The 26,947-nt window shown below is 59.8% G+C and carries 22 protein-coding genes; 8 read left to right on the top strand and 14 right to left on the bottom strand.

Annotation, left to right across the window (positions count from 1 at the left end):
- The first annotated feature begins 282 nt into the window (after positions 1–282).
- The 4 genes from ABD903_RS06705 to ABD903_RS06720 all read left to right on the top strand — a co-directional run bounded on the left by ABD903_RS06705 (position 283) and on the right by ABD903_RS06720 (position 4,394).
- The gene (locus ABD903_RS06705; RefSeq protein ID WP_345222493.1) at positions 283–786 is read left to right on the top strand and encodes a hypothetical protein; all 504 of its coding nucleotides are present in this window, start codon (positions 283–285) and stop codon (positions 784–786) included.
- Between the two features lie 9 nt (positions 787–795).
- A complete protein-coding gene (gene lpcA / locus ABD903_RS06710; protein ID WP_345222495.1) occupies positions 796–1,395 on the top strand; it encodes a D-sedoheptulose 7-phosphate isomerase in 600 nt (199 codons plus the stop codon).
- Between the two features lie 173 nt (positions 1,396–1,568).
- Positions 1,569–3,107 carry a YifB family Mg chelatase-like AAA ATPase gene (locus tag ABD903_RS06715; RefSeq protein WP_345222496.1) on the top strand — a complete coding sequence of 513 codons (1,539 nt, stop codon included), beginning with the start codon at positions 1,569–1,571 and terminating at the stop codon, positions 3,105–3,107.
- A gap of 237 nt (positions 3,108–3,344) precedes the next feature.
- Positions 3,345–4,394, top strand: a complete 1,050-nt coding sequence (locus ABD903_RS06720; RefSeq protein ID WP_345222498.1) for a quinone-dependent dihydroorotate dehydrogenase — start codon at positions 3,345–3,347, stop codon at positions 4,392–4,394.
- 99 nt (positions 4,395–4,493) lie between these two features.
- Here ABD903_RS06720 and ABD903_RS06725 read toward each other — a convergent pair whose 3' ends face one another.
- On the bottom strand, positions 4,494–5,609 hold the full coding sequence (locus ABD903_RS06725; protein ID WP_345222499.1) for an acyloxyacyl hydrolase: 1,116 nt from the start codon (positions 5,607–5,609) through the stop codon (positions 4,494–4,496).
- A gap of 235 nt (positions 5,610–5,844) precedes the next feature.
- On the opposite strand from ABD903_RS06725, the gene ABD903_RS06730 reads away from it, so the two are divergent.
- The 4 genes from ABD903_RS06730 (at position 5,845) to ABD903_RS06745 (ending at position 9,083) form a co-directional block, all read left to right on the top strand.
- Positions 5,845–6,597, top strand: coding sequence for a porin family protein (locus ABD903_RS06730; RefSeq protein WP_345222501.1), 753 nt, complete (start codon positions 5,845–5,847; stop codon positions 6,595–6,597).
- Between the two features lie 188 nt (positions 6,598–6,785).
- The gene (locus ABD903_RS06735; protein ID WP_345222503.1) at positions 6,786–7,490 is read left to right on the top strand and encodes a porin family protein; all 705 of its coding nucleotides are present in this window, start codon (positions 6,786–6,788) and stop codon (positions 7,488–7,490) included.
- 181 nt (positions 7,491–7,671) lie between these two features.
- Complete coding sequence (locus ABD903_RS06740) at positions 7,672–8,340, top strand: porin family protein (RefSeq protein ID WP_345222504.1); 669 nt, start codon at positions 7,672–7,674, stop codon at positions 8,338–8,340.
- A 158-nt stretch (positions 8,341–8,498) separates the two neighbouring features.
- Entirely contained in the window at positions 8,499–9,083 is a 585-nt protein-coding gene (locus ABD903_RS06745; RefSeq protein WP_345222506.1) for a porin family protein, read from the top strand.
- A gap of 77 nt (positions 9,084–9,160) precedes the next feature.
- On the opposite strand, the gene ABD903_RS06750 is transcribed toward ABD903_RS06745, so the two are convergent.
- From ABD903_RS06750 to uvrA, 13 genes are all read right to left on the bottom strand, one after another.
- Entirely contained in the window at positions 9,161–10,534 is a 1,374-nt protein-coding gene (locus ABD903_RS06750; RefSeq protein ID WP_345222508.1) for a dipeptidase, read from the bottom strand.
- A gap of 159 nt (positions 10,535–10,693) precedes the next feature.
- Positions 10,694–11,191: a hypothetical protein gene (locus ABD903_RS06755; protein ID WP_345222510.1), complete on the bottom strand. Its 498-nt coding sequence runs from the start codon at positions 11,189–11,191 to the stop codon at positions 10,694–10,696.
- 47 nt (positions 11,192–11,238) lie between these two features.
- Positions 11,239–11,466, bottom strand: coding sequence for a hypothetical protein (locus ABD903_RS06760; RefSeq protein ID WP_345222511.1), 228 nt, complete (start codon positions 11,464–11,466; stop codon positions 11,239–11,241).
- A 3-nt stretch (positions 11,467–11,469) separates the two neighbouring features.
- Positions 11,470–12,315, bottom strand: a complete 846-nt coding sequence (locus ABD903_RS06765) for a DUF2490 domain-containing protein (protein ID WP_345222513.1) — start codon at positions 12,313–12,315, stop codon at positions 11,470–11,472.
- Positions 12,312–13,100: a carbonic anhydrase gene (locus ABD903_RS06770; RefSeq protein WP_345222514.1), complete on the bottom strand. Its 789-nt coding sequence runs from the start codon at positions 13,098–13,100 to the stop codon at positions 12,312–12,314. Before ABD903_RS06770 ends, ABD903_RS06765 begins: the two co-directional genes overlap by 4 nt.
- A 447-nt stretch (positions 13,101–13,547) precedes the next feature.
- Positions 13,548–14,189 (bottom strand): glycerol-3-phosphate 1-O-acyltransferase PlsY, encoded by a 642-nt coding sequence (gene plsY / locus ABD903_RS06775; protein ID WP_345222515.1) that lies wholly within the window; start codon positions 14,187–14,189, stop codon positions 13,548–13,550.
- A 142-nt stretch (positions 14,190–14,331) separates the two neighbouring features.
- Complete coding sequence (locus ABD903_RS06780; RefSeq protein WP_345222516.1) at positions 14,332–19,767, bottom strand: hypothetical protein; 5,436 nt, start codon at positions 19,765–19,767, stop codon at positions 14,332–14,334.
- Positions 19,768–20,062: 295 nt separating this feature from the next.
- Positions 20,063–20,902 carry a 50S ribosomal protein L11 methyltransferase gene (prmA, locus tag ABD903_RS06785; RefSeq protein ID WP_345222518.1) on the bottom strand — a complete coding sequence of 280 codons (840 nt, stop codon included), beginning with the start codon at positions 20,900–20,902 and terminating at the stop codon, positions 20,063–20,065.
- A 154-nt stretch (positions 20,903–21,056) separates the two neighbouring features.
- Positions 21,057–21,437 (bottom strand): 7(1) septoil knot domain-containing protein, encoded by a 381-nt coding sequence (locus ABD903_RS06790; RefSeq protein ID WP_345222520.1) that lies wholly within the window; start codon positions 21,435–21,437, stop codon positions 21,057–21,059.
- Positions 21,438–21,643: 206 nt separating this feature from the next.
- Positions 21,644–22,408, bottom strand: a complete 765-nt coding sequence (gene tpiA / locus ABD903_RS06795) for a triose-phosphate isomerase (protein WP_345222521.1) — start codon at positions 22,406–22,408, stop codon at positions 21,644–21,646.
- Positions 22,409–22,474: 66 nt separating this feature from the next.
- Positions 22,475–23,269: a hypothetical protein gene (locus ABD903_RS06800; RefSeq protein ID WP_345222523.1), complete on the bottom strand. Its 795-nt coding sequence runs from the start codon at positions 23,267–23,269 to the stop codon at positions 22,475–22,477.
- Positions 23,270–23,425: 156 nt separating this feature from the next.
- Positions 23,426–23,941, bottom strand: a complete 516-nt coding sequence (locus ABD903_RS06805) for a hypothetical protein (protein WP_345222525.1) — start codon at positions 23,939–23,941, stop codon at positions 23,426–23,428.
- A 94-nt stretch (positions 23,942–24,035) separates the two neighbouring features.
- On the bottom strand, positions 24,036–26,945 hold the full coding sequence (uvrA, locus tag ABD903_RS06810; protein ID WP_345222527.1) for an excinuclease ABC subunit UvrA: 2,910 nt from the start codon (positions 26,943–26,945) through the stop codon (positions 24,036–24,038).
- Positions 26,946–26,947: the final 2 nt, after the last annotated feature.

Consider the following 26,947-nt stretch of genomic DNA (forward strand, 5'->3'; position numbering starts at 1 on the left):
CGGGAACGTCATGTCGAGCTTGTCGAGACATCTCGCGTGCTGACGTCCAATACTACTTTTCTCATTCAACGAGAGGTTAGAACCCGCGCAAGATGTCTCGGCTGCGCTCGACATGACAAGCCCTTGACGCGCAGGCCCAACTGTGTTGGTTTGAGTCGTTCGCGGGGCCTGTAAATGCGTTCGGCTGACCTAAATCCGTCGTGCTCCCGTAAAGAGGCTATATTTCGCCGGCCCGATATCATTCGGGCCCGCCGCCATCTTTCACCGACACCGACTCCTCCCATGTCAGCCTTCCGCCGTTTTCTCACCGTCGTTGTGATGGTGTACCTGCTTCTCGCCCTGCTTTTCATTGCCCTGCCCGGAACCCGCGACTCGGTGCAAAGCATGTTTGGTGGCGAACGAGCCGACTTCTGGTTCACCATGACCGTTATCGGCACCGTGCTGCTGCTGCTCGAACTACTCGTGGAAAATGTGAACAGCGTGGCCATGCGCCGCGATATTACGCGCCACGAAAGCAAGGTAAACGAGCTCAAAGCCAAGCTCTACGACCACCAGATTGATCAGCGCGACCGGGACGTTCGGCCCGGCAACACCACCGCGGTACCTTCCACCTACGCCCACTCGGCGCCAACATTTACGCCCCCCGCCCCCGCGCCCGGCTCCATTCCGCGCACCGGCACGTCGGTACCCCCGCCCTCGGCCGTGGATCTGCCGCCCAGCGCCGTGCCGCCTACCACCACGCCTTACCCCAACGAGCCGTACCCGAACGACCCGCCGCGCGTGTAACTTTGCGCCGTGGCCGATACCCTTCCCAATCTCTCGTCAATCATCCGGGCCGAGCTTAGCGAAGCCCGCACCGTGCTCGACCGTTTTCTGGCCGAGCCCCAGAACCTTGCGAACATCGAGCAAGCCGCCCGCCTCATGGCCCAAAGCCTGCAAGCGGGCGGTAAGCTGTTAAGCTGCGGCAACGGCGGTTCCCTCTGCGACGCCCAGCACTTTGCCGAGGAGCTCAGCGGCCGCTACCGCCAGGACCGCCCCGCGCTGGCCGCCATTGCCCTCACCGAGGCCTCACACATGAGCTGCGTGGCCAACGACTACGGTTACGAGTACGTGTTCAGCCGCTACGTGCAGGCCCTCGGCCGCCCCGGCGACGTGCTCCTGGCCATTAGCACCAGCGGCCACTCCCCCAACATTTTGCGCGCCGCCGAAGCCGCCAAAGCCGCCGGCATGCAAGTAGTGGCCCTAACCGGCAAAGACGGCGGCCCGCTCGCTGCCCTGGCCGACGTAGAAATCCGGGCCCCGCATTCCGGCTTCGCCGACCGCATTCAGGAAATACACATCAAAGTCATTCATATTCTGATTCTGCTCATTGAGCAGCAGGTGCAGATGCAATAATCGTCTGTCATCCTGAGCGTAGCGCAGGACCTTCTCACCGCTGAACGACGGTCGTAACAACGACTTGTTCCAATATGAGAAGGTCCTTCGCGTTGCTCAGGATGACAGTAACTATTTTTGTGAGACGTACTTCGCCCTCTATCGTATCGATCTGACTTTCTACCACTCAACCTATGCTTACTAAAACCTTCGGCTCGGCCGTGCAGGGCGTTAATGCTTATACCATTACCATCGAAGTCGTTGTATCTCAGGGCATGAACTTTTACGTTGTCGGCCTGCCCGACAACGCCATTAAAGAAAGCCAGCAGCGCATTGAGGCCGCCATGCGGTTCCGGGGTTACAACATGCCGCGCACCAAGGTGGTCGTGAACATGGCTCCGGCCGACATCCGTAAGGAAGGTTCAGCCTACGATTTGCCCATTGCGCTGGGCATCTTGCACGCCTCGCAGCAGATTACCACCGAGAAGCTGAGCGAGTACATCATCATGGGTGAGTTGTCGCTCGATGGGGAGCTGCGGCCTGTTCGCGGGGTGCTGCCCATTGCCATTCAGGCCCGAAAAGAAGGCTTCAAGGGATTTATTCTGCCCAAGGAAAACGCCAAGGAAGCGGCCATCGTCAACAACTTGGACGTGATTCCCGTGACGACCATGCAGGAAGCCGTGGACTTTCTGGAAGGCCGCCAAAGCATCGAGCCGGTACGCATCGACACGCGAGACGTGTTCGAAACCGAAGCCAATCAGTACGCAGCCGACTTTGCCGATGTGCAGGGCCAGGAAAACATCAAACGGGCGCTGGAAATAGCGGCAGCGGGCGGTCATAATGTTATCATGGTCGGGCCACCCGGCGCGGGTAAAACCATGCTGGCCAAGCGCCTACCAGGTATTTTGCCGCCTCTTAACCTGCACGAGGCGCTGGAAACCACCAAAATTCACTCGGTAGCCGGCAAACTGGGCGCGGGCGGCTCCCTGCTGGGCACGCGCCCATTCCGTTCGCCGCACCACACCATTTCCGATGTGGCCTTGGTAGGCGGCGGCGGCAATCCGCAGCCCGGCGAAATCTCGCTGGCCCACAACGGCGTGCTGTTTCTCGACGAGCTGCCCGAGTTCAAGCGTACCGTGCTGGAAGTGATGCGCCAGCCGCTGGAAGAGCGCCGCGTGACCATTTCGCGTGCCAAAGTCAGCATCGACTTTCCGGCCAACTTCATGCTCATTGCCAGCATGAATCCCTGCCCCTGCGGCTACTACAACCACCCCGACAAAAACTGCGTGTGCGGCCCCGGCGTGGTGCAGCGCTACCTCAACAAAGTATCGGGCCCGCTGCTCGACCGCATTGATCTGCACGTGGAAGTCACGCCCGTTTCCTTCGATGAAATGACGCAAGTGCGTCCCGCCGAACGCAGCGGCACCATTCAGGAGCGGGTGAGCGAAGCCCGGCGGCGGCAAACCGAACGTTTCCAGAACATGCCCGACGTGCACTCCAACGCCATGATGCCTGCGCAAATGGTGAAGGACGTGTGCCGCATCAGCGACGCTGGCCGCACCCTGCTCAAAACAGCCATGGAACGCCTCGGCCTCTCGGCCCGCGCTTACGACCGCATCCTGAAAGTGTCGCGCACCATTGCGGACCTGGCCGGCACCGACGACATCCGCATCGAGCACTTGGCTGAAGCCATTCAATACCGTTCCCTCGACCGCGAAGGCTGGGCCGGATAACCGCGTGAACGAGTAGAAACGCATCTTCGCGTCTCACTCGTTGAACCGTTGGCATCGGATTCACCCGCATCAGCCACAACACAGGCGCAAGTATGCGACTTTACGGTGCGAGGATAAAGCAGCGCATCGGTTAGCTACCACCGGACCATACAGCTCAACATTATCATTAAGACCATGAAGTGCTGAAGCCCGCGGCGCGGCTGTAACTTGCGGCCCTAACCTTCGCCCTTGCCGCCTATGTACCGTTCGTTACTCAAGCCGCTGCTTTTTCGCCTCGATGCGGAGCAGGCACACCATTTGGTTTTTGGGGCGTTGGGTTTGGCTGGTGGTATTCCTGGTGTGCAGGCCGCTTTGCGCAGCCAGTTCAGCTACCAGCACCCGAGCCTGGAGCGTGAAGTGTTCGGCCTGAAGTTTAAGAACCCTATCGGCTTGGCTGCGGGCTTCGACAAAGATGCCCGGCTGGTCGACGAGCTGGCGGCCATGGGTTTCGGGCACGTAGAGATAGGCACGGTTACGCCGCGGCCGCAGCCCGGCAACCCCACACCGCGCATGTTCCGCCTGCCCCCCGACCGCGCCCTGATCAACCGCATGGGTTTCAACAACTCCGGTGCAGCCGCCGCAGCCGAACAGTTGCGCAAGCGGCGCAGCAACATTGTCATCGGCGGTAACATCGGTAAGAACAAAGACACGCCCAACGAGCAGGCCGCCGCCGATTACGTGGCCTGCGTGCAGGCCCTGCACGACGTGGTGGACTATTTCGTGGTTAACGTATCGTCGCCGAATACGCCGGGGCTGCGGCAGCTGCAGGAGCGGGAGCCGCTGCTGGCCCTGCTACGCACCGTGCAGCGTACCAATCAGGCGCAACGCACAGCGCGGCCTCTGCTACTCAAAATAGCCCCCGACCTCAGCAACGAGCAGCTCGACGACATCATTGAGATTGTGCGCGAAGCCGGCTTGAGCGGCGTGGTAGCCACCAACACCACCGTAAACCGCGCCGGGCTGCGCACGCCCAGTGCTGTGGTAGAGGACATAGGTGCTGGCGGCCTAAGCGGGGCCCCGTTACGGGCCCGCGCTACGGAGGTAATCCGGTATTTGCACACGCAATCGGGTGGCAGTTTCCCCATTGTTGGCGTGGGTGGCATTTTCTCGCTGGCCGATGTGCAGGAAAAGCTGGACGCGGGCGCGGCGCTGGTGCAGCTTTACACCGGCTTCATTTACGAAGGTCCCGGCGTAGTGCAGCGTATGTGCCGGGAACTGGTGCGCTCCGGCGGCGTAAAAAAGGGCTGAGCAGCATCTGGCACGGCAAGCCCAGTTGTAGCTCTATTCATACCCAAACGCCTGGCAAAGGAAACGCAATGCCCCTGCAATAAGCGTTGCAGAGCGCGTTTAGAGCTTTACGCCCACTTTCCACTCCAGCGCATCGGCCGAGCCGCGGTGCACTTTCAGGTCCATGGACCCGAAGAGGCGCTCGGTAAAATGGTACTTCATGCCGATGCGCTCGTAGTAGAAGTTATTGGACTTGTACGGGTTGTAGAGGTAAACCCCCAGGTGGGTGATAAACGCGAAGCGGCCGAAGAGCAGCTCGTGGCCCACCATTACCCCGGCCTTCTTCACGTCCTGAAAGGCGCGGCCGCCCGACACGGTGTCGCGTTGCTCGGCCAGCAGGGAACGGTCGTAGAAGCCATCCAGACCCACCAGCAGGTTGCTTTTGCGGTTCATGCGCCGGCCTGCCAGCACCGTTACGGAGTTAACGGTGTACAGGCGGGTGTCGCTTTCGTTGCGCTGCTTGAAGGCAAGGGCCGTGGTGATGTTCCAGAAATTCTTGCCCAAGTCGGCGGGTACGTCGGTGGCGGCATCCACGGGCAGCGGGGTAAACACGCGCCGCTGGTGGTAGTTCAGCCCCAGCATAAGCGTGGGCATGTTAATGCCCAGGTTGGGCTTGGCCGTAGCGCCGTTCGAGTAGTGGTTAAAGGCCAGGGCCATCAGCAGCCCTACTTTCGGCGAAAGCGCCACGTCGTACTCGGCGCGGCCCTGAATGGTGGCGTTCAGCCGCGAGCTGACGAAGGTGTTCTTGTGGTTGGTTTCGAGGTCGAAGCGGTTTGGGAAAATGGCAAAGCCCGAGCCCAGGCGAAAGTTAAGCTGTTGCCGCTCGGTGCGCCAGATGGTTTTGTTGATGTACGCACTGGCTGCGCAGGACTGGCCTAATGCACGATTATGGTAATCGTAGTACACCAGGGCCAGGCCCACTTTGGGGTAACGGTGCCAGGCGTGCCAGGGCTGGCTGCCGTTTAGCTGGCGCTGCAAGTTGAGTTCGAACCCAGTGGGGTGCGCCGTAACCAGGTGCTTCACGCGGGGCGAGTGCGCAATGATGAAGCCGCCCTGGGCATAGGCCCCGAATATGAGCGGGCCAGGTTGCGCTTTCGGGGCCTGGGCGTGGGCCGTTGGGCCGCGCCCAAGCAGGCTGCCGAGGCAAAGCACAAGAAAAAGAAAGCGGGGCATCATTGGCGGCAACGGGCAGAGCCGCAAAAATAGCGAAACAACAGGCTTATCAGCCTATTAGGGGAGTTTGCAACACTACTGTTTGATCGGCTTATGCACGTTACCCACAAGTGATTTTTGGGCTATTCCGCAACTTCGGGGCGTGGTTTGCAGTAAGTAGGGCAGATTTTACCGACCGGTACGTGCTGTTTACGTGGGGAACGTCCCCAAAATTCCCACCCCTTTTGTCTTTCCTACCATGAAAAAATTAGCTGCACTCGCGCTTGCCCTTACCGCTACCTCGGCCGCTTACGCTCAGGACCCCGGCGGCTTCCGCATCGGCCTGAAGGCTGGTGCTACCTACTCTAACATTTCCGGCGACAACGTCGAGCAGATTACCGGCCCCGGCTATAGCACCAAGCTTGGAAGCTACAAGCTTGGCTACAACGCTGGCCTGGCCGCCACCATTCCGGTGAGCAGCGACGGTTTCTTCTCGATTCAGCCCGAGTTGCTCTACAACCGCAAGGGCTACCAAACCGAGTCGGACTCGAAGGCCATTCCGGCCGGCGCTTCGCCCGGTACGACCAAGGTTGAGTACGAAACCGAACGCGTACTGCACTACATCGACGTGCCGGTGCTGGCCAAAATCAACGCCGGCGGCCTGTTCTTCGAGCTAGGCCCGCAGTTCTCGTACTTGTTTGGCTCGAAAACCGAGTCGCAGTACACCGAAAAGCGCGCCGACGGCACCAAGATCAAAGAAGAAACCCGTAGCGGCTTCCTCGATTACACGGGTGTTTCGCGCGACGATGCTTACAAATCTGATTTGGCACAGTTTGACCTGGGCGCCGTGGCCGGCCTCGGCTACCAGGCCGAAAGCGGCCTGAGCATTGGCCTGCGCTACGCCCGCGGCTTTAACTCGCTCATCGATTCCAAAGACACCGACAACGAGCCGAAAGCGTTTAACAACGCCTACACCCTGCAGGTAGGTTACTTGCTGCCAGTGGGTCGTTAATTCACACGGTTGAGCTTAAAACGGGCCGTTCCCTTTCGGGAGCGGCCCGTTTTTTTATGGCAGTTTCCCTGCGAGTTAGGCCCGCCCGGGAGGCGTAGTAGGGGTCAGCAGCGCGGTTTGGCATGTTTCTGGTGTAACGGCAGGCACTGCAGTTGTTTTTTCACCTAAACACCAAACTGCTTTTTCCCATGAAAAAAGTCGTTTTTGCTTTCGCCACTTTGCTAGCTGCCTCAGCAGCTGTTTCCTCGGCTCAGGCCCAGGGCGTGCGTTTGGGCTTCCGCGCCGGCGCTAACTACTCTAACCTGGCCGGCAACATTCAGAACGAGGCCACTTACAACAACAAAATTGGTTTCTTGGGCGGCGCTGTGCTAAACGCCGACTTGTCGGGCGACGGGTTCCTGTCGTTGCAGCCCGAGGTGCTCTTCTCGCAGAAGGGCTTCGAGAACAAGCCCACCGAATACAAGCGTACGCTGCCCCTGCTGGGCACTACCACCGAACGCCGCGAGGGCAAGGTAAACTACAATTACCTCGATGTACCGGTGCTGCTGAAGCTGAACGCCGACGGCTTCGTGTTTGAAGCCGGTCCGCAGTTCTCGTACCTGCTCAGCGCCAACAACGAAACCAAGTACTCGCGCACCACGCCCGACGGCCGCACTACCACCGAGGAGGCCACCAACAAAAATGACGTGAGCGGCCTGAATCGCGCCGAACTGGGCTACGCGGCCGGCATCGGCTACCAGGCCGAGAACGGCCTGGGCCTGAACCTGCGCTACACCGGCGCCTTCTCCGATTTCGTGAAGTCGGACAACGGCACGTACTTCAACGGCGACCTGCAGAACGCCCGCCAATCGGCGTTCCAACTGTCGCTGGGTTACCTCATTCCCAGCAAATAATCGTTTGGTGCCTTAACAACCGCCCGGTTAACCCTGCGTTGGCCGGGCGGTTGTACTTGCCCCTTTCGGCGCTGGAATATTCAAATAAACCAATCTTAATAGCGTCCCAAGTCGTATGCGAACTGCCTTAGGCGCTGCAGCGGCTGTGGCGCTTCTCTCACACAACCCTTTTTTTCGCCGTATGAAAAAGACCTTACTAGCAGTGGCCGTGCTGTGCGCCGCCTTCACTGCTTCCTCTTCCGCGCAGGCCCAGGGCATTCAGCTGGGCGTGAAAGTGGGTGCAAACTACTCCAACCTGGCCGGCGACCTGGCCGACGAGGACCGCTACCAAAGCAAGATTGGTCCGCACGCGGGGCTAATGCTGAACGTGAGTTTGCTCGACGACGGGTTCCTGTCGTTGCAGCCTGAGCTGCTCTTCTCGCAGAAGGGCTTTAAGTACGCCGACAACGAATTCACCCTGGGTGCCGACAAGTACAAATACACCGGCAAGGTGAACTACAACTACATTGATGTACCGGTGCTGTTTAAAATCAATGCCGACGGCCTGTACTTCGAGCTGGGCCCACAGGTGGGCTACCTGCTCAGCGTAAGCAACGATGTGAAATTGACCAAGAATGGCCAGGTAGTAACCAACTCCTCGAACTACGATAACCTGGACAACGCGCAGCGCACCGAGCTGGGCTACGCGGCTGGCTTCGGCTACCAGTCTGAAAGCGGCCCCATGATTGGCATCCGCTACAACGGCGGCCTGAGCAAGTACGGCAAAGACGGCGCCCCGAACGACGACTTTAACAACGCCCGCAATTCCACCTTCATGCTGTCGGTGGGCTACATGTTCGGCGGCAAGTAAACCCTGTTTTTTCAGTACACGGGCCCGAAGCTATACCCAGCTTCGGGCCCGTGGCGTTTAGGAGCGGCGGTTGTGCATCGGGCTTTCTGAAACCAGTAGCCGGTTGGTTTAAGTATACAGAAGCGCGCCACACCCACTTTCACCTCACCCGCCTTCCTATGAGAAAGACGACCATTCCGCTGCTGTTGGCCTTCGTTGGCCTGGGTGGCACGGCCCACGCGCAGGCAAGCCTCGGTTTTAAGGCCGGCGCAAACCTGGCAACGGCCGCCGGAACCAACGTATCCGAAGTCGAGGACATTATAACGCCCCACGGCGGTTTTACGCTGAACCTGCCCATTACCCAGGACGCCACCTTCTCGGTGCAGTCCGAGCTGCTGTATTCGCAGAAAGGCTACAGGCTCAAGTACATCAACAACTCTTACCTCACCACGCGCCTGCACTACATTGATGTACCCATGCTGGCGCGCATCAACGCCGACGGTTTCATCTTCGAGGCCGGCCCGCAGGTAGGTTACCTCGTGGCGGCCAACCGGGAACAGCCCACGGGCCTGGGCGAAAAGCAAAAGCTTACAGGCACCGACGGCTTGGACCGTCTCGACCTGGGGTACCTGGCCGGCATCGGCTTTCAAACGGCGCCTGGTCCCAACTTCGGCTTGCGCTACAACGGCGGCTTCACCAGCCCCACCATCGGCCGCAACTCGGTGTTTCAGCTGTACGTGGGGTACGCGCTGCCCAGCAGGTAGCTGTTTTACGGCATAGAAAACGGCCCGGCCTTCTGCTAAGACAGAGGCCCGGGCCGTTTGGTACTCGAAGCGAAGCCTTACGCTTGCTCTTTCATCAGGCGGGCGTAGTGCTGATAGAACAGCGGAATGGTTTCGATGCCTTTCATGAAGTTGAACACGCCGAACTTCTCGTTGGGCGAGTGAATGGCGTCACTGTCCAGGCCGAAGCCGAGCAGCACGGAATCGATGCCCAGCTGGCTCTTGAACATGGCCACGATGGGAATGGAGCCGCCGCCGCGGGTGGGAATGGGCTTCTTGCCGAAGGTATCTTCCATGGCCTGCGAAGCTGCTTTGTAAGCCACCGAGTCGGTGGGCGTAACCACCGGTTCGCCGCCGTGGTGGGGCTTTACTACCACGGTTACGCCTTCGGGTGCAATGCTCTGGAAGTGCTTCTGGAACAGCTGGCTGATTTCTTCGGAGGTTTGGTGAGGCACCAAGCGCATCGAGATTTTGGCGTAGGCCTTGGAGGCAATAACGGTTTTAGCGCCTTCGCCGGTGTAACCGCCCCAAATGCCGTTCACGTCCAAGGTGGGTCGGATGCTGGTGTGCTCCAGGGTGGTGAAGCCTTTCTCGCCGTAAGTGGCGGGCAGGCCGATGCTTTGCTTGTACTCTTCCTCGTCGTAGGGGGCTTTGTTGAGTTCGGCGCGCTCCTCGGGCGTTAGCTCCAGCACCTTGTCGTAGAAACCGGGGATGGTGATGTGCCGGTTCTCGTCGTGCAAAGAGGCAATCATCTTGCAGAGGGCATTGATGGGGTTGTGCACGGCGCCGCCGTACAGGCCAGAGTGCAGGTCGCGGTTCGGGCCGGTTACCTCCACTTCGTGGTAGCTCAGGCCGCGCAGGCCCACTTCAATGCTGGGCGTTTCGTTGTTGATAATGCCCGTGTCGGAGAGCAGTACCACGTCGGCGCGCAGCTTCTCTTTGTTGGCGTTAACGAAGATGCCCAGGTTTTCGGAGCCTACTTCCTCTTCGCCCTCAATCATCACCTTCACGTTGCAGGGCACGCCGCCGTTCTGGTTGAGCACCTCGAAGGCTTTTACGTGCATGTACACCTGGCCTTTGTCGTCGCAGGCGCCGCGGGCGTAAATGTTGCCGTCCTTAATCACGGGCTCGAAGGGGCCGGACGTCCACAGCTCGTAGGGGTCGGCGGGCTGCACGTCGTAGTGGCCGTACACAAGCACCGTGGGCAAGCTGGGGTCGATGATTTTATCGGCGTACACGATGGGGTTGCCGGCCGTTTGGCACAGCTCCACGTTTTCGAGGCCCACCTCTTCGAGGCGCATCTTCAGGTAATCGGCGGCCTTCAGCACATCGCCGTGAAACTTAGGGTCGGCCGAAACCGATGGGATGCGCAGCCACTCCAGCAGCTCGCTCAGGAAACGGTCTTGGTTCTCGGTGAGGTACGTCGAGGTCATTCAGGCAGGGAAATGGTGGACGATGATGGGGGTGTAAAGGTAAGTGGCCCGGAATAGTTGACCAATCCTTCCGGCCGGACACCTTCGGGGGCTTATTGCGCGGGCCATAAGTGAAATTGGCCCAAATTACTTCTCCCTGGCACCAGGTAAAGCGGCTTCTCACCGACTAGGCAATGGCTGACAGGCGCTGATGTCCAACTGAGCCAACACGCGCTGCTCCAACGTCTTCTTGAAGCTCTCGGTGCTCTGGTCCTCGTTGATTTGTCGCCAATCCCATTGAACAAAACCCGCAGAATCAGCAGCCTGGGCGGAACTCAGAACCCCCGAGAAGAGCAACTCGCTGGTCGTCTTGCCGCCGCGCAGCACACAATGGTAGAGATACCCGTCTATCTGCAGGTATAGGGTGTAAAAGTGAGAATTTTCCGGGTTCGAGCCCTCGTTGCGAAAGAAGTGAGACGGTGGTTGCAGGCCTTCGCGGCTTCTAAGGGCAGTCAGCTGCTCAATCAGGCAGGGGCGGCCAAATGCAAAGCTGTATCCCTCGGCCCGGGAATAGCTACCCGGTGAAATCCCCCAGCCTACCCATAGGAAGAAGAATACAATAGCAACTAATATAGCCCAAGCTAGCACTTGGCGGCGAGTAGTTTTTTGCTTGATCATCGTCAACTAGCTATAGAGAATCCGGGCGTCATAAAGCAATTCAGTTATTACTTCGCCCAGGGCAGCGGCACCCGACTCTCCGTGCCAACCCGCAGCCGCCCAATATTCGCGCGGTGGGTGTAAATCAGCAGCGCGGCCAGAATAAAGCCCACGTACACCAGAAACGGCTGCGGAGACCGAAACAGCGGCCGCCGCTGCAACAGCGCGAAGATAATGCCCTCGTCAAAAGCAGCGGCCCGCCGGGGTTTAGTAGTTACCGAACCCTGGCGGACCACTGCTTAGTTAACGGTCGGCGGCGCGGGCGCGGGGCGGCGCAGGTCCAGGTTCAGCACGGTGTTCAGGATAAAGCCGTTGTTGTACTGGAACACGTTACGCGTTTCTATTTCGCGGCCCAACTGCACGATTTGCTGGAAAAAGCCGCCCTCCAGGCGAAATTTCGGGTTGAAGCGGTAGCCCAGCAGCAGCCCCAGTCGGTTCTGATCGAACACGTTCTCGTTCACGTTGCGCCCAAAGCCGAGGAAAATCTCGTCGTAAGCGGCGGCGTAGGGGCCGCGGCCACCTTCGCCGGGGGTGCCCAAGGGCCGCTGCACTCGAACCATGTAGCGGGCGCGGTTCGTGTACACCCACTCGTCGAAGTCGCGCCCGCCGTCGGCGTCGCGCAGGATGCGCCCTACCCAGCGCTGCTCCAGCATGAAGCGGTGGCTGATTTCGGTTTTGCCAACGGGGTTACTGAGCGTGGCCATCTGGTAGGTGCGGTGCTCTGGGAAGCGAAAGCCCGCCGCCTGCAAAGGGTAGTCGCCGTAGGAGTAAGTCTCGATCCAGGCGTACCCGGCGCGCACCGTCAGCCGGTCGTTTACCTGGTAGTTGATACCGGTGCGCAACAGGCTCTGCTGCCAGTCGGTGATAAAGTTTTCGCGGCGGAACTGGTACTCCAGGTGCCCGCTCCACTTTTCAGCAAAGCGCAGCGTGGTGGTGTTGGTGTACCAGCCGATGCGGTTGTAGTCGCTGAGGCGCGTGTTTTGCGCGGCGGCCGGGGCTGTGGCCAGCAGCAGGGCCAGCCCGACCGCCGGCAGGCCGCGCCGGGCCCCGTGGGCCCGGCGCGGCGTGGGGGTCAAGGGCCTCATTTCTTGGTGGGCGCGGTGGAGGCCCGGAATTCAGGCAGGTCTTTCAGAGTTTCGGGCAGGAACTCCACCTTGCCGGTGCCCAGGTTGTACACGGCGCCCACAATCAAAATTTCGCCGTTGCGGTACTGTTTGGCCAGCACCGGCTCCAGGTCGCGCATCTCTTTTACCTGGTCGATGACGTTCTGGCGGACGGCGTTGTCGAGCGGGTCGCCGGCCATGGTCTTGGCCTTCTCGGCGGCAGGCTTGATGCTGTTGACCAGCGTTACGATGTGGCCCGGCACGTCGGGGCGCTTGATGGCGGCATCCACGGCGCCGCATTTCTGGTGGCCCAGCACCACAATCAGCTTAGAACCCAGCACGGCTGAGGCAAACTCGATGCTGCCGTACGAGGCCGCTGCCGATACCTGCCCGGCCGTGCGGATGATGAACAGGTCGCCCACGCCCTGGTCGAAAATGATTTCGTTGGGCACCCGGCTATCCGAGCAGCCCACGATGACGGCAAACGGCTTCTGCCCTTTTTCGGAGCTGAGAATGGCCGAGCGGTTCTGGCGGGGCTTGATGCTCTTGTCCTCCACGAAGCGGCGGTTGCCGCCCATGAGCTTGCGCAGGGCCACGCGCGGGTCGGCATAGGCCGAGTCGCGGTCCACTACGTAGTGGCTGGCGCGCCATTCCGGTGAGCCCACCGCAGGCTCGGCTTTAGCGGCGCGGCGTTTGGTTTGGGCTTCGGCGGCCCCGGCAACTGTCCACAACATTAACAGCACCAACAGAGGCTTAAAATTTGTCATGCGTGTGTTTGGGTTTAAGGTTCAAAAGCCGAACTACTATCATTAAAAATAGTTTTACTATTAATTGTAATAGCAATTAAATATCTCTCTTAGAGGCCATTAAAATCTAAATACCTATACTCAGGACACGGGGCTCCGGCGGTGCGGTAGACTGGGAGCCGCGCGGCTCCCTTAGTAGCACGACTTATAGCGGACGGACGGCCGTGCCAGAATCCGCCCGCCGAGGGCGCCGCAGAGTCCGTACAGATAATTGAATAAGTTGCTTCCAACGGCTTCAGACCAACCTGCCGCAAGTGCCTTCAGGCCGTGGCTTCTTCCGAAGCCACGGCCTGAAGGCACTTGCGGCAGTGAGCCCGGCAGATGAACGAAGACAAAGCACAAGTTGACACCGAAACCCGCAGGTTTCGCCAACATCATCCGGATTCCCAACCCGTCGTATAATGGCCCTTACTTCCGCCCGAACAGCGGCACCCGACTCTCCGTTCCGGCCCGCAGCCGCCCAATATTGGCTCGGTGGGTGTAAATCAGTAGCGCGGCGAGGATGAAGCCGACGTACACCAGAAACGGCTGCGGCGGCCGAAACTGCGGCAGCAGCTGCAACAAAGCGAAGGTGACGCCGGCCGTCATGCTGCTCAAGGACACGTAGCGACTGATGAAGAGCACCGCCAGGAACACCAGCAGGCACACGGCCACAGTGGCCGGGGCCACGCCCAGCATCATGCCCAGAATGGTGGCCACGCCCTTGCCCCCACGGAACTGCGCAAACACCGGGTAAATGTGGCCCACCACGGCCAGCACGCCGCAGGCCAGGCGGTAGTACACCTCGTGCTCGGGCTGAATGGCACCTTGCGCTACCAGAAACGCGGGGAGCAGATAGGCGGCCGCAAAGCCTTTGAAGGCGTCGAAGAACAGCACGAACGAGCCGGGGCGCTTGCCCAGCACCCGGAAGGTGTTGGTGGCGCCCGCGTTGCCGGAGCCGTGGTCCCGCACATCGAGGCCGTAGAAGCGGCGCCCCACCCAAAGGGCCGTGGGAATAGAACCGAGTAGGTAAGCCACCACGAGGGCGCCGAGGATCAGCGGCAAGTTCATGCAGGAGTTTGGTTACGGGAGCGGGTAAAGATAGGCGGTGTACGTGCTGGCTGGTGTATACGCAAGCCGCTGGGTGAGCCGCTAACGCAACAACGCCACGACCAAGGGCCGTGGCGTTGCGTGCTGGGAATCCGGAGCCGCGTTATTGGTCGCCGAAGGGGTCGTCCTCCTTTTTCTTGGCTTTCTTCTCCTTTTCCTTCTTCGGCTCCTTGGCCGGTTCGGCGGGCTTGGCTGGCTCCTCGGCCGGCACCGCTTCCTCCTTTTTCTTCTTGTCCTTCTTCGACTCTTTGGCCGGTTCAGCGGCGGGTTCGGTCGGGGCGCTGTCGGCGGGCGCGGCGGCGGCCTCCTCTTTCTTCTTCTTGTCCTTTTTCGACTCCTTGGCCGGCTCTTCTACCGGCGCATCCTGGGAGTAGGGGTCGATGTCCTTCTTCTTTTTCTTCTTGGTGGGCTCGGCGGCGGGGTCGTTGCCGAAATCATCGGCCGGCGCCTCGTCCTTCTTCTTCTTGTTCTTCTTGGCTACATCCGGGTCGAGGCTGTCGAAGTTCGAGTTTGAGGGGCGCGCGGCGGCGGGCTGCTGCTTCAGCGGCTTGGTTTGGCCGAGGTAATCCTTGCGGAAGTGGTTCACGAACATCACCTTCTCCGATTCGTCGCCGAGGAAGAAGCCGTAGTCGGTGGCCACGTTGTAGTCGCCTTTGGCAGCGCGACCCAGAATTTCGTCGAACTCGCCGTGCTGGGCTTTGGCCAGCATCTTGTTCTCGGCGTACTTAAAGTAGTACCAGGTTTCGGGGTCGGCTTCCAGGTACAGCTCCACGGCGTCGCCGGTGCTTTCCTTCTTGATTTCGATGTAGCCGTCGATGAGGGCGTTGATGTCCTTCTTGCCGATGCTCACCAAGCCAATTTTCCCGACGCTGTGCCAGGCCTTGTGCTTCTCGTTCCACACCAGCTGCACCTGGTTGAGCAGGATATCGTGCAGAAACTTGGTGGAAACCTTCTGCAGGGCCACGTAGCCGCCCTTGCGGTTGGCGTATTCGTTCACGGCTTTCGAGCCCGCAAACTCACCCATTTTGTACAGCTCGTTGGGCTGGCCCGACAGGGCTTCGGGCAGGCCTTTCGAGTACTTGGCCATGTCCAGGGCCATGGCCTCCATTGCCTTTTCGGGGAAGTTGAAATCGAAGGCCAACATGGCATCCACCTGGTAGCGGTTCGAGTCGGGTTTGGCTTTGCCCACACCCGAGGCTTCCAGCGTGTAGTCTTTGTTAGAACCAATGAAGTTCAGTTTGCCGCGGAAGTCCAGCTGGGCCGTCGAGTCGTTTACCGCCAGTACGTTGCCCTCGTAAATTTCCTGGTTCAGCGCATCGTGCTTGCTGATGCTGTAAATGCGCTTTTTGGGGTCATATGTCAGCGTGCCGTCTACCTGGAACAGGTTGCCGTCGGTCACGTTGGGCTTGGTGGCCACAAACAGCGGGTAGGGCTTGCCTGTGCCTTCGTTCTGGTACAGGCCGGTTATGAGCGGCGTACCGTCCTCGGCTTTGGGCTCCTTGAGTTTAATCTTTACCAGCTGCGAGTCGATGCTGTCCTGCACCGGGAACCAGTCGGCGGCTGTGGTGGCCTTGCTGAACTCCAGGCGGGCCTGCCCGTCGAAAGCAAAGCCGCGGCGCTGCGAATTCATGACTACCCCGCCGCGGTACTGAATGCGGGGCGCAATGCGGAATTTGTCGGCCGCCTTGATATCGGCCTTGGCCAGCGTGGGTGGTGAGAAGGTCGTTTCGTCGCCGCCCTTGCTTAACAAGCCCTTTTTCTTGCCGGCTTTGCCCCCGCCCGCCACGGCAGCGGAGTCAACGGTAAAGTTGGCAAACTTGATGGCGAAGGAGTCGGTGGGCGTTTTGTAGTTGTACACCGCGTTGCCCATGAACGCGGCCCGGCTCAGCACCTTGATTTCGCCCTTGTAGAGCTTGTGGTACTTGGTGAGGGTGTCCATCACAATGCCGGCGTTCTGGAAGGCCTTCATTTCGGCATTCGGCAGCACGTACACGCGGTTGGAATCAGGCTCAATCCAGGCATCGGCCGAGGCAATGTACGGCACCCCGTTGGCCACGAGGCGGTACTTGTTCAGGTCGTACATGCCCGTAGCTGCGCGGAAGCGCAGGCCCTTCTGGTCGGCTTTGGTGGAGTAGAAGTAGGCGCGGGTCGAGTCCTGACCCGGCGCTACACGCAGCTGCACGGTTTTCTTCTTGAAGTCCCAGCGGCCGCCGCTCAGCGAAGTGCGGTACTGCGAGTACGGCAACTCGATAGCCGATTTGGTCATGCCTTCCTCGCGGGTGAAGTCGGCGTAGCTGCGCTTGATGTTGTAGTTAAAGGCTACGTCGTTGGCCGTAACGGCGGGCTTGTTCGGCTCCGAGGACTTGATGCTTACCGTGGCCTTGCCGCCCTTGTACTCGGTAGGCAGGAAAGTGAACGAGGGGGAACGGATAACCGACTGCGTGCTTTCCATACGGCCCGTGCCAAACAGGCCTTTGGGCGTGAGTGCCGCCATGCCTTTGTACTGATACGTGCCGTCGTAGAAGCGCATGGCTTCGCCGCCGGGCGGGGTGCTCAGGTACATGGAGTCGGCTTTCACCACCCACTTCATCTGGTAGCCCTGCACGAGGGCCACTTTCGGGTATTCGGCGCCGTTCAACGGGCCCTCCTTAATGGTGGCGGTTTTGCCCACCGTCACCACGGAGTCTTTGTAGAAAATGAACTGGTCGCTTTTGAGGTTGCCCGAGAGGTAGTCAATCTGTCCGTCGCCCTGAATACCGCGGTTGCTCATTTTCACCTGGTTGTACAGGCGGCCTTTGCCACCGTACAGCGGAAAGCCTTCCTTGGGCACGTTGTACACGAAGCCCAGGGAGCCGTCGTCCTGCAGCGTGAGCTTGGTTTTGAAGTCGGGCATAATGCCGCTCGTCACAAACGTACCCTTGAAGCCCACCGCGGCGCGGTTGGCGTTGTTGAGCGAGTCGAGCTTAAAGGGCGGAATGTCGAAATACACCGTGGTGTCGTAGGCGCCGCCCAATACTTCGGGCTTGTTAAAGAACACGTAGGCGCCGGTGGTAGCGTCGAACGAAGGGTACGCGCCCAGTTTCTTACGGCCCGATTTGTTGTTCGGGGCGTTAATGTAGAGGCGGCCCGTGGAGTGGCGGCTTTTGTTGGTCAGGGCAAAGTCGGCCTCCTTGCGGGTGCGCATAACCGAGCCCTTCGAGCCCTTGCCCTTCACGATGATGGAGTCAATTTTGAACATGTCAATGAAGAATCCATTGTAGTCAAACTTGAACTCCTTGCCCTTGAAAATAAAGGCGGAGGCTACCACCGTACCACCAAAGTCGATGTTGCGGTTTTTCTGAATGCGTACCAGCGCCGAGTCGGGCTTTACGTACACCGTCACCGAGTCGTCGGAGAAGGCGAATTTGTCCACGCCGCGCACCAGCAGCACGTTGTTCTGCAGGTTCAGGGTGGCGTTATGGCCCGCCGGCGACAGGGACTTGATGGCAATGTGGTCGTAGTCCTTTTTTCCGCGCGACGAGTTTACGTAGTGCAGCGCCTTGGGCAGCAGCGACACTTCGTTGCTTACCGGGTTAATGGACACGTACCCATCCCGGGCCAGGCCCGAAATGGCCGAGCGCACGTTGGCTTCCTTGAGCTGCAAGGCCTCCACGATGTCCTGCACCGCGAAGGTTTTGGGGTTGTCATGGGTTTGGTAATAGCCCACCACCATTTGCAAAGGGTGCATCTTATTGATGGCCTTGATCTGCTGGTAGCGGGTGTTGGTATAGAATTCCTTCGACTCGAAATTGGCCGACACCTGGTTTTTAGCCGTGAGGGTGCGGAAGTCGATGTTGGGCGTTTTCAGGTTCCACGTCAGCAGCTCCGCCGACAATTCCATCTGGTGGTAAGAGTCGTAGTAGGGCGTGGTTTTATACAGGCCTTCCTCGCGAGCCAACATAAGCACTTGGCGCAGCTTGGAGAACTTCAGCTTTACACCGGGGTGCGTTACGGAGTCGGTGGCGCCCTGAAAAATGGTAATGGCAGCGCGGTTCGACGCAATAAGCGTATCGCCGAGCTGGTAATTGCGCGATGAGGCCTTAAAGCGCGGCTTGCCGTCGAGCTCCACCGTAATGCGCGACAACGACCCGTCGAGGGCCGAGCTGAACATGCGGGCGCCCGTGAGCGAGAAACCGCCGTTGTAGCGGATGTTGTCGCCGATGTTCTTCACGCGGGCATCGTTGGTGAGCGACACAAAACGGGGGTAACCGGTGTCGCCGCCGCCTTTTTTCTGCACGCTCTTGTAAGCCAGCGCACCGCGAATGGGCGCTTCCAGCACGGCCGCGTAGGTAAGCGTTACGGGCTCGGCCTTAAACTCGGGCTTGGTAACGTCGAAATCGTAATTCGTCAGCTGCGCCGACAGCGGGTTGTTGTTCAGCGTCCAGTCGAAGGTGCCGCCGGAACCCACAAAGCGGTTGGTGCCGGGCACCATGGAGCCGCTGGTTTTGCGAATCACCACCGAGTCGTAACTGGTACCAATGACCAGATCCACGTCCTTCAGCACCAACACCGGCCCTTTGGTGGGCGGCGGTGAGTAGGTGTCCATGTAGGCGGGGGCTGCGGGCTCGGTAATTACCGGTTTCGTTTCAAACAGCTTTTCAGCCTCCTTTACAGCCTGGGTTTTCTCGGCTGGCTTGGCTGGCGTTTTGGCGGTAGTGGTGGTTTTCTTGGCGGGAGCTTTCTTTTTAGCTGGCGCCCCCCAGCCGTCGTCCGACGAAGCGCCCCAGCCTCCGGTGTCCCAGCTACCGGAGTCCCAGTCGTCCCAGCCGCTGCTTTTCTTTTTGGCCGGCGCGGCTTTGGCTACGGGTTTCTTGGCAGGGGCCTTGGCAGCCGCGGCCGGTTTCGGTGCGGCCTTTACGGGCTCGGCGGGCTTGGGCTCGGGCTTGGCTGGCTCGCCCCAACCGCCTCCGCTAGGCGTTCCTCCGGCCGGCACGGGGTAATCGGTATCGTTATAGGCAAACGACACGGTACCGCCCACCATGCGCAGGCGACTGTAGCGCGAGTTGTGGACCGTACGCCCCTTCAGGAATTCGGTGGTAGTGGTAATGAAGGTTTGCAGGTCCTTCAGGTTATCGGGTACCAACGCTTTGCCCGTTACGGCCAGCATTTCATCGGTCTGCTGATCGTTAAGCGCGTTCGGGCCTTGCTTAGCGGCTACCACCATGCCAAAAAACGCCTCCATTACGGGACGCGGCTTCAGCTTGCGGGTCTGCATCTGCTGCACCAGCGCAATAAATTTGGCCTGCTGGGTGGTGGTCAGCTTGTTGGTGGCCCACACTTGCCGCAGCTGCTCGGTGGTGGCAATGGCCGGCGCGTTTTTGGTGGAAGCCATAACGGCCACCATCTCCCCAATGAATTTCTCGGGGTCGGAGCTGTATTTGGCCCCAATGGCGGGTCGGGGCGCGGCGGTGGGAGCGGCGGGCTGCGTTTGGGCCTGGCTGCTCGCGGCAGAACCAAGCACCAGCAACAGGCCGAGCCCCCAAGAGAAGAATTGCTTCATAGAAAAGTCCTCAGGGCGGAATGAGGCGCCTACAATTTCGTTAAAATTCGCCGCATTTGTGCGGCATTGCGGCTTAACCGCTTGTAAATGGAGGTTTTGAGCAAAATTCAAACCTAAATTATTCCGAAGCGTTGCTGCCCTGCGCGCGGGCCGCTTGCAGCGGCTTCAAAAAGCACCACCGGCTCTTTCCAAAGACACACGCCAACGCGCCCTAGGATGCACAAGCAGCAGCCCGACGTGCCCTGCAAACAGGAAACGTCGGGCTGCTGGTTCAACCGGGAAAAACTCGACCGTATTAGCTCTTCGTGAAGATGGCCGATACCCAGTGGTTGCGGGTGCGGTGCGAATCGTAGCGGAAACCGGCGCGCTCGGCTGCTTCGCTAATGAGGTGCAGGTCTTCCTCGTAGAAACCGGAGAAAATGATGGGGCCGCCGGGCTTCAGGTACTGGTAGTAGGCGCCCATGTCGTCGAGCAGCACGTTGCGGTTGATGTTGGCCAGAATCAGATCGAACGGCTCCTCCCCTTCCAGGGCCGTAATGTCGCCTAGGCGGGCTTCCACCTTGTCCTGCACGTTGTTTTCAAGGGCGTTGTCGGCGGCGTTTTCGGCTGTCCAGGGCTCCACGTCCACGGCCAGCACGTAATCGGCGCCCAGCTGCACGGCCATAATGGCCAGAATGCCGGTGCCGCAGCCCATGTCCAGCACGCGTTTGCCCTGGTGGTCTACCGTCAGCTGGTTCTCAATCATGAGCGCCGTGGTGTTATGGTGGCCGGTCCCGAAGGACATGCGCGGCATAATCACGATGTCGTACTGCAAATCGGGCCGCTCGGGGTGGAACGGCGCCCGCACCGATACCTTCTCGCCAATCACCAGCGGCTCGAAGTTCTTTTCCCACTCGGTATTCCAGTTCTGGCGGGTAATTACCCGGCTTTCGGCCACGGGCATGCCGCCGGGCCAGTGGGCGTACTTATCGATGATGGCCTGCGTAGCGTCTTTGTCGAAGCCATCTTCGTTGGCGTAGGCGCAGAAACCCTGCTCGTTTTCCTCGAAGGTGTCGAAGCTGAGTTGACCGAGTTCGGCAATGAGAATATCGGACAGGTCGGCTGGCGCGGTTACGCGCAATTCAATGAAATCCATGCGGGAGGAAAGGTTAAGCAGCTACTCTAAGCGGCTGCAATTTCGCAGGAAAATACGGGCTGCTGCGGCTCAGCGAGAAACGAAAAGATCAACGCCCCTGGACCAACCTCATCAGGTAAAGTTCAGGGGCGTTGCGTCTCGGGTTGTAGAGTGCTCAGTTCTGGCGGCACCCGGCAAACGAGCGGGACTTGGTGTAGTAAATCCCGAAGTCGGCTATGGCGCGGTTGTCGGTAATGAACACGGTGAAATCGGCAAAGTCGCGGGCGTCGGTGCGGTACCACAAGCCCGCCTTATCGGCGAAAAGCTTGTTGGCTTCGTCGTACACCACGAGGCTGGCAAAGGCTTCCTGCTGCTCCACATACACCGTGGCGTTGCAGTAGCCGCGGCGGCGCGGGTCACGCTCGATGTAGATGCTGCCGTAGATTTTACACGGATCGGCATAGCCCCTGGCTACCGCAGCCGGCAGCACGGTAGCGCTGGCCGGCGCAGGCTGGTGCCACCAAAGCAAAGCCGAAACGAGAGTGGTCAGAAACATGAAGAAGATAAAGCAGCGTGTGGTAAGCAGACGCCGGACCCAGAAGTTTGGTTCGCTTATGATGCTTTGCAAGCCGCAAAAGCCGTTTATTGCTTATAGTAAATAGATTTACTAAAATCGATTTTCAACGATTTAGTAACGCATCTTACTACATCAAAACCAGTTTATAAGGGCGTCGGCGAATATAGCACCGCGGTTCAGCTTTTCTAGAACGACTTGATGATGTCGGTAAAGTCGCGGGATTTAAGCGAAGCGCCACCGATAAGGCCGCCGTCTACATCGGGCTGGCTGAACAGCTCGCGGGCGTTCTGAGCATTGGCCGAGCCGCCGTACAGAATCGTGGTGTTCATGGCCGCCTCGGCGTCGTAGGCGCGGGCAATTTGCTCGCGAATGAAGGCGTGCACTTCCTGTGCCTGCTGGCTGGTGGCCGTTTTACCGGTACCGATGGCCCAAATGGGTTCGTAAGCCACCACCACCTGCTCGAACTCCTCGTTTGAGAGGTGAAACAAGCCGTTTTTCAGTTGGCTTTCGATGTACTTAAACGTGTCGCCCGACTCGCGCGTGTCCAGCGACTCGCCCACGCAGAAGATGGGTTTCAGGCCGGCGGCCAGCGCCGCTTTCAGCTTCTGGCTCAGCAGCTCGTCGTCTTCGCCAAAGTACTGACGGCGCTCGGAGTGACCCAGAATAACGTACTCGGTGCCCACCGAAGCCAGCAGCTTGGCCGATACTTCGCCGGTAAAGGCGCCGTTCTCCTTCTGGTGGCAGTTTTGCGCGCCCAGGTGCAGGCGGCCGCCCTCGGGCAGCATACGCCAGATAATGGGCAGCAGCGGGAACGGCGGGGCAATAACTACTTCCACGGCCGAGCCGGTGGTTTCGTCCTGCACCATGTTCACGATTTCCGATACCAGGGCCTGGCCGTCCTGGAGGGTCATGTTCATCTTCCAGTTGCCGGCGACGATGTTCTTGCGCATAGTTGCGAATTGGGGAGTGGGTTAGGGAAACGGCCCGCAAGGTACCACTCCGCCCGTTTCGGGACGCTACCGGGCGCGGGCTTGCTGCGCGGCACTTATGAGCAGCAACACCGCCCCGCCCAAAGCGGCCCAGCCCAGTTCGGGTACATCGAGGTGGCGCGCTACCCAAATGCCGCCGAAGGCCCACACGAGCACCAGCGGGTACACCCAGTCTTGAAAAACCCGGCTCACTACCACTCCCACCACCACCACTACCGCCATCAGCGCCGCGGTTAAGAGCACCGTAATGTTGGGCGGACTGGTTATATCCAGCTCACGCAGTACCAGCGTTGCGTTAATGACCGTGGCCACCGAAATCCAACCCAGGAACAGCGCAAAAGGCCAGCTGGCCGCCGCAGGAGCCTTGCCGCTGAGCACCAGCTTCCGCGCCAGGCCGTAGGCCAGAATCAGCGCGCCCAGGGCCAGCAGCATCAGGCCCATGCAAACCCCAATTTCTTCGTAGCTGAACGCCACCACCCACGCGCCGGTGCTGGCCGCGGCCACGGCCAAGGGCTGCGCCACGGCATCGGCCAAGGGCTGGCGGCGCTGGGGCGGCAGCAGCTGCCATACCGAATAAGCCGCCAACGAAAGAAAGATCAGCCCCCAGATGCTAAACGCGTAGCCGGCCGGCGTAAGCAGCGTGGGGTATTTGGCCGACACCCGACCCATGGTTTGGCCGTTGGGAGGGAAGGCGTTCCACCAGTAATTCACGCCGATATCGGCTAGTACGGCCAGGGCAGCCACCCAACGCCATAAATACGTGTACGAAGATGAGCGGGACGAACGGCGACGACGCGCCACAGGGGAAACGATGGAGGACATGGAGCGGGGAGAGTAGGTCAAGCTTACGAAACTGCTGTGGGCGTTAGATTTAACGCTGCAGGCCGCTCCTTCAGCTTAATGGGCTCCGCTAGTTTACCGTATTATTACGTAACACTCCCGATGACGCACTTTTCCGGTGTTCCGCTCGGGTCGTTTCTAGCGCCGGCGGCTTTCCACCAACTGGTCGTATTCTTTCGGCGCCCGGAAATTCAGATTGCCTACCAGTGACACCCGGTGCCCGCCTACTTCGGTTAATTGCCGGCCCGTGAGGGGAATATTGTACCCGTACAACAGATTCGCGAAGCCTATGAGCCCCACTCCCACGGCCGGCGTGAGCATGAGCTGCCGGCGCTTGAAGTCAGTGTAATACACCAGGGAAATATCGGCGCTGGCAGCGTTAGCCCCGAAGCTGCCGCCTACTTTGGGCCCCACGACGAGCCGGCGGCCGGGCACAATATCGGCGGCAGCGTACAGGCCGCGGCTGCTGTTGCCCAGCGTCTGGTACCGCACCCGGTGGCGAATAAGGCCCACTTCCACTGCCATCTGCTTTTGCAGCGCCACGCCCACGCGCGGCACCAAGTGCGGCTCACCCAGAATGTTAAACCGCCTGGGCAAGCTGTCGGTTGGGGTTTGAGCGTGAGCTGCAAACGAAGTACCGAGGCTGGCTGTCAAGCAAAGTAAGGAGCGGTTACCCATCATACAAACACAAAAAAGCGGAGCGGAAAGTACTTCCGCTCCGCTTGGCAACGCCTGAATAGCGCTTTTCTTACAGCTTCTCGGCCAAGAACCGGGCCGTGTCGTTGGTGTCCTTCTGCTTGGCAAAATCCTCAGGCGTGCCTTCGAAGAGCAGGTGGCCACCGTTGAGGCCGCCTTCGGGCCCGAGGTCGATGACCCAGTCGGCGGCCTTCACGATGTCCATGTTGTGCTCGATGATGAGCACCGAGTTGCCTTGCTCCACCAGCGCGTTTAGGGCCGTGAGCAGCTTATTGATGTCGTGGAAGTGCAGGCCGGTGCTGGGTTCGTCGAACACGAACAGGATTTTATCCGACTGCAGCGTGGCGCCTTTGGTCAGGAACGAGGCCAGCTTCACGCGCTGCGCTTCGCCACCCGAAAGCGTGTTGGCCGACTGCCCCAGGCGAATGTAGCCCAGGCCCACGTCGTTGAGCGGCTTCAGGCGCTCAGCTACTTTGGGGTGCTCGGCGAAGAAGCCCAGCGAGTCTTCCACCGTCAGCTCCAGCACCTCATCAATGCCTTTGTCCTTGTACTTCACCTCCAGAATATCCTGCTTGAACTTGCGCCCGTTGCAGGCCTCGCAGGTCAGGTAGATATCGGCCATAAACTGCATTTCAATCTTCACCTGGCCTTCGCCCTGACACACTTCGCAACGGCCGCCCTCAATGTTGAAGGAGAAGTGCGAGGGTTTCAGGCCGCGCGCCTTAGCCAGCGGCTGGTCGGCAAACAGCGTGCGAATGGCGTCGTAGGCCTTCACGTAGGTCACGGGGTTCGAGCGGCTGCTCTTGCCGATGGGGTTCTGGTCGACGAACTCCACGTGGGTTACCAGAGAGAAGTCGCCGCCCAGCTTGTCGAACTTGCCCATGCTCTCCGACGACGTGCCGCCGAGCTGCCGGGCCAGCGCCGGGTACAGAATGCGCTTAATGAGCGTAGACTTGCCCGAGCCCGACACGCCCGTTACCACCGTCATAACACCCAGCGGAAACTTCACCGTGAGGTTCTTCAGGTTGTTTTCGCGGGCGCCTATTACCTCGATGGAGTTGCGCCAGGGCCGGCGCACCTTGGGCACCGGTACGGCCATTTTGCCGCTCAGGTACTGCCCGGTATAAGTATTGGTGTCCTGCAGCAACTCCTGGTAAGTGCCCTGGAACATCAGGTTACCGCCGCCGGAACCGGCTTCCGGCCCGATGTCGATGATCTGATCGGCTACTTCCATCATTTTCTCCTCGTGCTCCACCACCACCACGGTGTTGCCGAGCTGCTGCAAGGAGCGCAATACCCCAATCAGCTGCTCGCCGTCCTTGGGGTGCAGGCCAATGCTGGGCTCGTCGAGCACGTACATGGAGCCCACCAGCGCCGAGCCGAGCGAGGTAGCCAGCTGGATGCGCTGCGACTCCCCGCCCGAAAGCGTATTCGACAAGCGGTTCAGCGTGAGGTAGCCCAAACCCACGCGCACGAGGTAGCTCAGGCGGTTGTGCACCTCCGTTACCAAGCGTTCGGATACCGACATATCGTGCGCCGACAAGCTCAGGTTTTCGAAAAACTCCTTGGCTTCGCGGATGGGCAGCAGCACCAGGTCGGCAATGTTCTTGTCGGCCACTTTTACGTACTGCGCGTCTTTGCGCAGGCGGGTGCCGCGGCACTCGGGGCACACGGTGCGGCCGCGGTAACGGCTTTGCAGCACCCGGTACTGAATCTTGTGGGTCTGCGTCTGTACCCACTCGAAGTAGGCATTCAGGCCGTCGAAGTGCTTGTTGCCTTCCCACAACAGGCGCTGCTCGGCCTCAGTTAGCTCGTTGTAGGGCCGGTGAATGGGAAAGTCAAAGCGGATGCCGTTTTTCAGCAGCGGCTTCAGCCACTCGCTCTGCTTTTCGGTACGCCAAGGGGCCACGGCGCCCTCGTACACCGTCAGGGTTTTGTCGGGAATAACGAGGTCGGGGTCGATGCCAAGCACCGAGCCGTAGCCTTCGCAGCGCTGGCAGGCGCCGTAGGGGTTATTGAACGAGAAGAAGTTGACGGTGGGTTCCTCGAAGCTCATGCCGTCCAGCTCGAAGCGGTCGGAGAAGGTGCGGGTTTCGAGTTGGTTGTCAGTTGCCCGTCGTGAGTTGTCAGTATTGTTCTGATTTCCCCCTTCTGACAACTGAGAACTAACAACTGACAACTTTACAACGCACGTGCCGTGGCCCTCGAAAAAGGCGGTTTGCACCGAATCGGAGAGGCGAAACTGCAGGTCCTCGTCGTCGGGCTGAATCACGGCCCGGTCAATCATGATCTGCACCTCGCCCTGGGGCTCGGGTTTGCCCTCGGCCAGCAGGTCTTCGATGAAGGCCATTTCGCCGTTGATGAGCACGCGGGAGTAGCCTTTCTGCAAGAGCAAATCCAGCTCCTTGCGCAGCGGGCGGCCCGCTTCGGCCGGAATGAGCGGCGCAATAACCATTACCCGCGTGTCGGCGGGCAGGGTGAAGAGGAAGTCGACCACGTCGCTCACGGTGTCTTTGCGCACCTCGCGGCCCGAAACGGGCGAGTAGGTGCGGCCCACGCGGGCGAAGAACAGCTTGAGGTAATCGTATATCTCGGTGCTGGTGCCCACCGTCGAGCGGTTGTTGCGCACCGTAACCTTCTGCTCGATGGCAATGGCGGGCGAAATGCCGCGGATGTAGTCCACATCGGGCTTGTCCATGCGCCCCAGAAACTGGCGAGCGTAGCTGCTCAGGCTTTCCACGTACATGCGCTGGCCTTCGGCATATAGCGTATCGAAGGCTAGAGACGATTTGCCCGAGCCCGAGAGGCCCGTGACAACGATGAACTTGTTGCGCGGAAAGGCCACGCTCAGGTTCTTGAGGTTATGCACGCGCGCGTTCTTGATGATGATGAATTCGCGCGGGTCGAGCTGGTCAATTGGGTCGGCAGCCGGAGCGGCTACCTGCAGGTTATCCTGGGCCATAG

Origin of the sequence: Hymenobacter koreensis (assembly GCF_039541855.1) — a bacterium.
GTDB classification, from domain to species: Bacteria; Bacteroidota; Bacteroidia; order Cytophagales; family Hymenobacteraceae; genus Solirubrum; species Solirubrum koreensis.